The following is an 8,172-nucleotide window of genomic DNA, read 5'->3' on the forward strand; positions in this document are numbered from 1 at the left end:
CAGCTTGGACTGTATGAACTACCCAATCCAGACACGATAAACTCGCTTGCCACGCTGAGTGGATTTCCATTCCAAGCGTTCCAAAACAAAAATCACAAGTACTTACAGTCGGTTTTTAATACTGAAATGCTAGAAATAAACACTATATAAAATTATGCTTTTAAACTGTGCTTTTGTACTGAAAGCTAAAACATTTCACCTAAAACACTCTTATTCTGTCAATTAAATAAGTGGATCGAATTGTACTGCAAGTACAAAACTGAGATCAAATGCAAAAGGACTTTTGTACTGGCTTATTTTTAAACTGTGCTGTATAAATCACAGTATATCTATTCATTACATACTATGAGTACAGAAGTACAGAAATATTACTGAAAAATAAATGCATAAATATTTTACTAAAAAACACTCCAAAATGGATTTACAAGTTACCTCCTTACCTTAATGACGTAACTCATAAATAGTCAATAATTTACGTCAAGGGTAAGATACTTTTTAAACTTACCTTAAAATTCATCTTACCCTAACCTTAAATAACTATATTTCAAACATATAGAGAAAAAAGGGTAAGAAGGTAAGATGATTTGTCATTCTAGAGAAAAAAACTTTTCAATCACTCTTGAAAAACTATTTTTTCATTCGAAAAAGGGAAAACAAGTTACCACCTTACCACAACTGCCTTAACAAGTTCTATTGCAATGAGTTAAGAAGTAGTAAGATAGAAAAACAGTAATCTACCAAAATCATCTTACCACCATGTTTAACAACTGTAAATCTTACAGTTACAACCAGAGTGGTAAGGTGGTAACTTGTTGTGGCGTTTTAAAGTAATTTTTCTTCACTCAAAATAATAAAATATCATCACATCCTACAAAGAAGATTGTATTTTGGCACTTTATATCACAAAATACAATTGTATTTTGACACTTTCAGTTTTAGTAAGAACTAGAAATGTCAATATTAGTAATTTCATTGCTATTCAAACAATTGAGCAAGATCAACCGCAGGATACTTCTTATGAAACTATTTTTTTTATTCGAAAATGACAAACAAGGTTACCACCTTACCACCCTTGCATTAACCAATTCTATTGCAATAAGTTAAGAGGTGGTAACGTATAAAAAGTGGTAAGCTTCCAAAAACACCTTACCACCTATTTAATAACTGTAATTCAAATAGTTGAAACCAGAGTGGTAAGGTGGTAAGGTGTTTTGTCGTTTTAAACTTAAAAATTTATTTCAATTTCAAATAATTTAGCAACCAGTTCATTTCAGTGAAATAGGTTCTAAGCTAAAAGAAGACTCCTGTATTTACATCACACTATAAAGTCAAATTTGCTCAAAAAACCAAATGAGTTTAGTGACCAATTCCAGCTTTACTCAAATCACATATCATATTTAGCATGTCTTAATGAATGACATTTCATACATCGAAAGATTCTGATTAAGTAATTTCCATTATCAAAGTAGATCGAAATGCTTGGTAACAGTTCAATTTAACTATTAAAATGTTAGCAGTTATGTACCAAAAGAATACATAACTATCAATATTTCATAAGTTATTTACAAGCATAGTGTAATCTAATTTTGTATTCAGCAAATTTTTAAACACAACTGTTTTATAAAGTTGTTAAGAAGATGTTTCCACCAACAATAAATTTATCTTATTATCAGTAAGATTTGCAATTCGCGAATCGAGAATTCAACTTGTTACTTCGCCTATACTAAAAGATCTATTCATCTATATGATATGTAAAGACTAGTGCTGTGACTCGCATTGCAATTCGTGCTAGAGAGTCTATATCAAAAAAGAATATCGATACGATTGATCAACAGGGTATGATATTTTTCTTTTAATTCATCAGACAAAAATGAGTTTTCAAGAAGTTTAAACCATTTTTGTTTGGTATCACTCAACTCGTTAATCGTATTATTAATGGTTGTTTCATTAAGTGACAGCCTTTCTTTGCCCAGGTAGTTGGTTAATACTTCTCTGTTCAGATTTTTCTTTTTACCTTTTAATGATAATGCCAATTCTTCTGCATCTGTTCCAATAACAATACTCGAGTTCAGAAAATCATATGCTGGAGAGAATTCCACCTTATCGTTTCTGGTTATTAATGAATAATTTTTCAGATGCATATCTTCATTTCCAGTCAGGAAATTAAAAAGGAATCGTTTATAGAACTTCACTTTTTCCAGATATGGAAAAGTGCAGAAGTTATCAATTAGCTTAATTAATTTCTCGGTACTGTAGTTATACTTGGTATTCCTGGTCTCTCCGGCTAACTGAGCAAAATCCTCCATGGGAAGTTTATTTCCTCTGCCTTGCCTGTCGAACCTATTAATAAAGTATGACAGTGATCCATCTGATGAATAGATCATTCCATGAACAGGAGTTTCAATTCCGCAAGCAGAAGCCATTTTCATAGTTAAATCTTCGTTTTCCGGAAGTTGAGGATAAATATGATGTTGAGGTTTTATAATATATTTCCCTTTAATATCAACTACATCAAACTTTTGTTCCTTGATATTCAGAACAGCACTTATTTTTGGTTGAACTCCCTGAATAGACATTCTCCCCGAACGCCTTGCAGCCTCAAGTCTTTGCTCATCAGCAGAGTATTCAAGGTCATTGAGATCCAATAATTTTGTAGAAAGAGTCTTTAAACCTTCCCGGGAATATTTTCCCTCACATTTGGCATAACTGATAGGGCATCTGTTCATATGACCTCCTCCACAGTTATTGCTCCGACAAGATCTCCTCCAACTGCAATTAATTGGCTGAAATAATCATCCTTATCTATTTTTCTGAATTTTAATAATCCGTCAAGTTGTATCCCCTCAGGCAAAAGGCCATCAAAAAAAGGAGGGAATGATCCAAAGGTAAATTCAGATATATCTACCGGCATTGTTAATGATATAGGCTTGCTGGAATAACCTTGCAGATATGAAAACCTATATTCACGGTTTTTGTCGAACTCAACCAAGTGACCAGCATGAACACCGTTAATTTTAACTTTTGCTGTTCTCATCTTCGGATAAATAATTAGCCATTAGAGGACTGTTATATGAAAATTGGATGTTTAGAACTTTCATTACACGTAGGATTGATTTGAACTGTACTGTTTCTTTTCCTTTTTCAATATCAAAAACCACGGTCTTACCAACTCCTGCAAGATCTGCCAAGGCCTTTTGACTTAGTCCTGCTTTTTTCCTGTGATACCTAATAATATTAGACAGATCATTCATAAAATCCAATATATTACTGTTTAGACAGTAAATTTACAATGTCTTGACTTAACAAACAAATATATTTTGAATAAATCACTATATATTACTGCTATAACGGCAATTAATGGTTTTTTTCAGATAATTATATGTTAATAGATATAGAAAGGCACAACATTACTGCCCTGGCAGCAATATCTGATATTTTAAACTCATTGTTTACTCAGTAGTGGAAAGCTCCACAATTCTAGAACGAAATCAGATTCAAATAATATTCAATTATAATTCAAATAAATTTCTAGGAAAAAGTAGATCAAAGTGCTTGTTAAAATTGAATTTTAACAATTAAAATATCAATAATTATGCACTAAATAAAATCATAACTATCAATATTTCATAAGTTATTCTTTTCTTATCTATTGAGAAGTAAGCCTCTTATATTCAGCATATTGACATCAAAACAGCACCTGAACGATTTTTAAATGTAATTAAAGTACTACACCTTCATTAAATCCAGGCATTTGCACCAATAGTAAAATGCAGGTTTGTTCGACTTCTTCAATTTGTTCAGATAGTTGTATTCTATGCGGTCAATCTGCATAGAATCAATATCTATTTCATTATTGTACAAATCCATGTGAGAAAAATCTCTATGCTTCAGTTTCATTGCAAACCAGGCTGCTTTGGCCGAAGCCTCAATGGCTTCATCAATCCGGAAATTTCGGTCAATGATAAAGCTTGTTATTTTTGATAAACCTACCCTAATTTCATTAAACCTTTCAAGCTCAACTCCTTTATTCTTCTCTCTCTTAGCAATTAGATAGGCAGTATCAACAATATCGTCAAGAACAGTATTTCCAGTTATACTGATTTCCCTCATTGCTATTTCCTTATTTACCACTTTAGTGAAAGCATGAAATACTTGCTCATATTTATCAGCTTTATCAATCAAAACAGATATATCGAACAACTGTTTAATTATTTCAACTTCTTTATTTCTGTTATAAGGCACACCTGTCGTATTTGGAGCAAAAGCAGTCAATTTATCTCCTAGAATAGCATTTACAGTTGGGACTTTAACCTTCACAGCAGGTTCAATATATTTTAACCAGGATGATTTAATATTTGTAAAACTAGTTTTAGTATATACATCTTCTTGAAAGAGAAGATCGAGTAAAATATAGTTTCCTGAGTTATTGAAATTTGATTTATAATACAGGAAATAATGAGCTTTCGGAATTTTGGCATTCTCATAACTCCGTTTCTCATCAAGTTTATATGATTCAAAATCAGAATCAAGTATAATCTCATCAAGTATACTCTCAATTTCTTCTCTGCTAACATTAGTGATTATATCAATATCAACAGAAAACCTGTGACTTTCATTCAGTATCAGAATCAGGCTTGTTCCTCCTTTAAATATAAAATCAATAGTTTGTTTTGCAAGACATTCAAGCAGGTATAATGCGAATATCATTTTCTCAATTAATGCTGGATCACTTATATTCAATCCCGGTTCTTCCCTGAATTTTGTAATCCATTCTTTTGTAAGCGTATCCTTATGTATCATCCTATAATTTCTTCTACTATGTCGTCAAAATTCTTCAGCAAATACTCACGCAACTCCTTTTCTCTCTTCCTCCTTTCCGCATAAGAAAGTAAAGTAGAGAAGTTGATATTATAAGCTTTCAATATGTTTTCAAAAATCCATTTTTGCTCCCTTCCTGAATGAAGAAAAAAGACGTCCTGGTCACAAAAGATATCTACTAAAATTTTTTCGATGGAAGGAAACCTAATATCATTAAACTTTTTACCTGGAGACCTTGAAATCAGATTGCGAACAATTACACTATCGTCCTCTGGTAACACATATTTTTCTATTTGCTCAGTATTAGGATTATAATACGCATTAATGCCATTATCTTTCAACAGGTAAAATGTAGATTCACAAATATCCTTTTCTGTTTCAATCACATAAAAAGAATAAAATGGGATATGGTGCATGTAATTGGAAAGCCAGCTTGTTGACCATATACAATAATCAACATCATCGTATTTTGAAATATACAACTTATTTATTTTTTTTATTATTTCATCTGACTGTGGAACAAAAACCGATTTGTTGTTAATGACATATTTCCCATTGGCAATATCATGAATAATACCCTTCTTTCTCCAGCGGTACAATTTCGATCTAAAACCTTCATCAGTTAGAACAATTCCTTTATTACTGTAATATTCGACAAGGTCTGACTTAGTAAAATGAGACTTTTTCTGAAAAAAATTTAACACAGTATTTTCTATATCATCGTTGAACATACATGATGAGTTTAATGGCAAAGATATAAAACATTTACCACAATATCAGATTTTGTGGCACTTGTTTCGCATAAAACATTTACCACTAATGTCAAAATAGAGGTATTCGTTTCTCCAAAACATTTAACACAAAAGAGGGTTTATTGGCAATAGTAAGCTGTTGGATAAAAAGATGAGATATATTATCTCAATAGCAATTATCCACTTTTAACATCAATAATGGGTAATGTTTTAATCACCCCATTTTGCTATTTAACCAAGGATCCCTAACTTTGGGTTCGAATCCATTATGGTACAAGATAACAAATGGTATTAGCGGTGGACTTGCAAAAATTGTAATTTATAAAATGCTGATTCCCTGATCCTAAGCGATTTAATCAGGAACCCTGAGGGATCACCACTATTAAGCCTGAATCGTTTGATTCGGGCTTTTTTTGTTTAGGGGGGCAAAATAGGGGGCAAATACTTGTCAATTAAGTAGCCATTAAAGCTATCTGGAAATAACGATGAAAGTGACCACTCTTAACCGTTTTAATTTTACCATTGAAGCAGATTCATTACAATATATAAATACAATATGACAAAAGGAATTAACATTTAGAAACCCTATTAACAGGAATTTATGTGTTGGTAAAGCATGCGTTTAATTTTTTACTGATTGTATAAAATAATACACCTACTCACTGAACAATATTAAATTCAATAGCTGAAATGAATCCATAAGATTCATCGGAAGATGTACTTATAAGTTTTATTATATATGATCCAGCAGTGAGCCAAATCGGAAATACTGGCACAGATGCTAATTCAGCACCTCGATTACCTGTTATAATTTTGCTATTTACAGTAATGTATGCAGAATTTATTGTTAGAATAGATAATGTATTTGCTCTCGCACTTTCTATTTTCCAAACTTTTCCGGAATCAATTATAATTGTATCAGATTTAATTTCATATATACCCATAACTGAAGTAGTTCCTATACCAGATATTTCAAGAAAAACTGCCTCATTAAACTGCAAATTGTTTTGAGCATTCACTGTAAAACTCGAAATTCCTGAAAATAATAAAGTTAAGAGAATAAAAATACCTTTTTTCATTGTTGTTTTTTTAAAAAATTTTAAAAACCGCTTCCTAAATAAATCAATGTTGTTGCATTTGAACCCTTACCAACTCCTGCCGGATCACTAACTGGTTTCCAAACTGTTCCATCCCATTTCAAAAACTGACCTGCATCCGGAGGATCTGTTGAAATTGTTTTTCCATGCAATTTATTTGCATTCCAGAGATTACTATCGTTTAATGCTTTAAATGTCGTTTGATCTAAAACCAATCCATCACTAGCTTCGTAGGGTAGTTTTAAAAAATTTCCTTTTGATAAAAACAAAGTATCCCCATTAATAGTAAATACTTGCAACTCGTTCAAGCTATCATTATCATTATCTGCAACAGAAATATTTCCAAAAGTTTTGGAAAGTGAGATGTTTAATCCTGCACGGGATAGTGTTTGAATTTCATTAGTGGAGTCTATATCTGTATCGGTGGAAATGTGAGTGTTCAGGTTATTGGCATTGGTATTTATTAAACTACCCAGATATGCGCTATCAGCTATTTCTTTATTACTTAAAGTATTATCAGCTGTAATACGGTTTGATGTTTCTGTGCTAATTGCAGTATTCAGATTGTCATTCAAGCCTTTGAAAAAAGTGCTGTCGGTGGTTGCTTTTGATTCTATTGAGTTGTCAGATGCGATTCGATTGGTGGTTTCTGTACTTATGTCGTTGATGTTTGTATTTATTAATCCTCTCAGATAAGTGCTATCTGCAATATCCTTGTTACTTAAATTAATATCAGCAGCAATCCGGTTGGATGTTTCGGTGTTTAATCCTGCATTTAAGGCAATGAGATTATTTGCCATTAAGGTGCTGTCGGATGTATGTTTTGCAATAATCGTATTGTCAGATGCTATACGGTTTGTTGTTTCGCTGGCTAGATCATTGGAAACATTATTTATGTCTGTAGCTATTGCAGAACTGTCTGAGATGATTTTTGAAAGCAGTGCATTGTCTTCAGCAATTCTATTTGTGGTTTCTATTGTAAGATTGCCTGAAACGTCCTTAATATCATTTGCCAGTGCTGTACTGTCTGCAATGTGTTTTGCTTCAATGTTGTTTAAAATTTGATGTAGGTCAGTAATTGAAATCGAATTGATGTCAATGAGTTGTTTTAGGTAGGTACTATCTGCAATGACTTTCTGGAATAACTGGCTGATGGCTATCAGGTTATCGTAATTACCCAAGTAAACAAAACCTCCATTGTTCAGAAAGAGTGTGTCGTTTACAAAGGAAAGCATTTGTATTTCATTGGTAGATGAAGTATCCTTGGATGGTAATGTCACTGTGTTTCCTTTTTCAATGGATAACTCATAATCTGCTAATTTAAGTTTCTGTATTTCATTGATTGAATCTGCATCTGCATCATCTTTATTCCTGACATTTTCGGCATAAAGGGCATAAGGTGGACAGGCCGATGAAACTGACCACCCTTTGCTGGTTTAAGCTGACCACCCTTGCCGGGGCAAACTGACCACCCTCTGCCGGACTAATGTGACCACCCTCTGCCG

General features: G+C 32.5%; 7 protein-coding genes. All 7 read right to left on the reverse strand.

Annotation, left to right across the window (positions count from 1 at the left end):
• Nucleotides 1–1,802: 1,802 nt before the first annotated feature.
• Nucleotides 1,803–2,726: a HipA domain-containing protein gene (locus HOG71_03525; protein MBT5989902.1), complete on the reverse strand. Its 924-nt coding sequence runs from the start codon at nt 2,724–2,726 to the stop codon at nt 1,803–1,805.
• A complete protein-coding gene (locus HOG71_03530; GenBank protein MBT5989903.1) occupies nt 2,723–3,034 on the reverse strand; it encodes a toxin HipA in 312 nt (103 codons plus the stop codon). Before HOG71_03530 ends, HOG71_03525 begins: the two co-directional genes overlap by 4 nt.
• A complete protein-coding gene (locus HOG71_03535; GenBank protein MBT5989904.1) occupies nt 3,015–3,251 on the reverse strand; it encodes a helix-turn-helix transcriptional regulator in 237 nt (78 codons plus the stop codon). The genes HOG71_03530 and HOG71_03535 overlap by 20 nt, the downstream gene beginning before the upstream one ends.
• Nucleotides 3,252–3,726: 475 nt before the next feature.
• On the reverse strand, nt 3,727–4,800 hold the full coding sequence (locus HOG71_03540; protein ID MBT5989905.1) for a nucleotidyl transferase AbiEii/AbiGii toxin family protein: 1,074 nt from the start codon (nt 4,798–4,800) through the stop codon (nt 3,727–3,729).
• Nucleotides 4,797–5,549 carry a hypothetical protein gene (locus tag HOG71_03545; protein ID MBT5989906.1) on the reverse strand — a complete coding sequence of 251 codons (753 nt, stop codon included), beginning with the start codon at nt 5,547–5,549 and terminating at the stop codon, nt 4,797–4,799. The genes HOG71_03540 and HOG71_03545 overlap by 4 nt, the downstream gene beginning before the upstream one ends.
• Nucleotides 5,550–6,229: 680 nt before the next feature.
• Nucleotides 6,230–6,649, reverse strand: a complete 420-nt coding sequence (locus tag HOG71_03550; protein MBT5989907.1) for a hypothetical protein — start codon at nt 6,647–6,649, stop codon at nt 6,230–6,232.
• Between the two features lie 20 nt (nt 6,650–6,669).
• A complete protein-coding gene (locus tag HOG71_03555) occupies nt 6,670–7,947 on the reverse strand; it encodes a hypothetical protein (GenBank protein ID MBT5989908.1) in 1,278 nt (425 codons plus the stop codon).
• Nucleotides 7,948–8,172: the final 225 nt, after the last annotated feature.

This window comes from Bacteroidota bacterium (assembly GCA_018698135.1).
GTDB lineage: Bacteria > Bacteroidota > Bacteroidia > CAILMK01 > JAAYUY01 > JABINZ01.

Bases quoted from the DNA above. Each gene is read 5' to 3' on its own strand.
- HOG71_03540 (MBT5989905.1), bottom strand. From the start codon at position 4,800: ATGATACATAAGGATACGCTTACAAAAGAATGGATTACAAAATTCAGG.
- HOG71_03530 (MBT5989903.1), bottom strand. From the start codon at position 3,034: ATGAGAACAGCAAAAGTTAAAATTAACGGTGTTCATGCTGGTCACTTG.
- HOG71_03550 (MBT5989907.1), bottom strand. From the start codon at position 6,649: ATGAAAAAAGGTATTTTTATTCTCTTAACTTTATTATTTTCAGGAATT.
- HOG71_03545 (MBT5989906.1), bottom strand. From the start codon at position 5,549: ATGTTCAACGATGATATAGAAAATACTGTGTTAAATTTTTTTCAGAAA.
- HOG71_03535 (MBT5989904.1), bottom strand. From the start codon at position 3,251: ATGAATGATCTGTCTAATATTATTAGGTATCACAGGAAAAAAGCAGGA.
- HOG71_03525 (MBT5989902.1), bottom strand. From the start codon at position 2,726: ATGAACAGATGCCCTATCAGTTATGCCAAATGTGAGGGAAAATATTCC.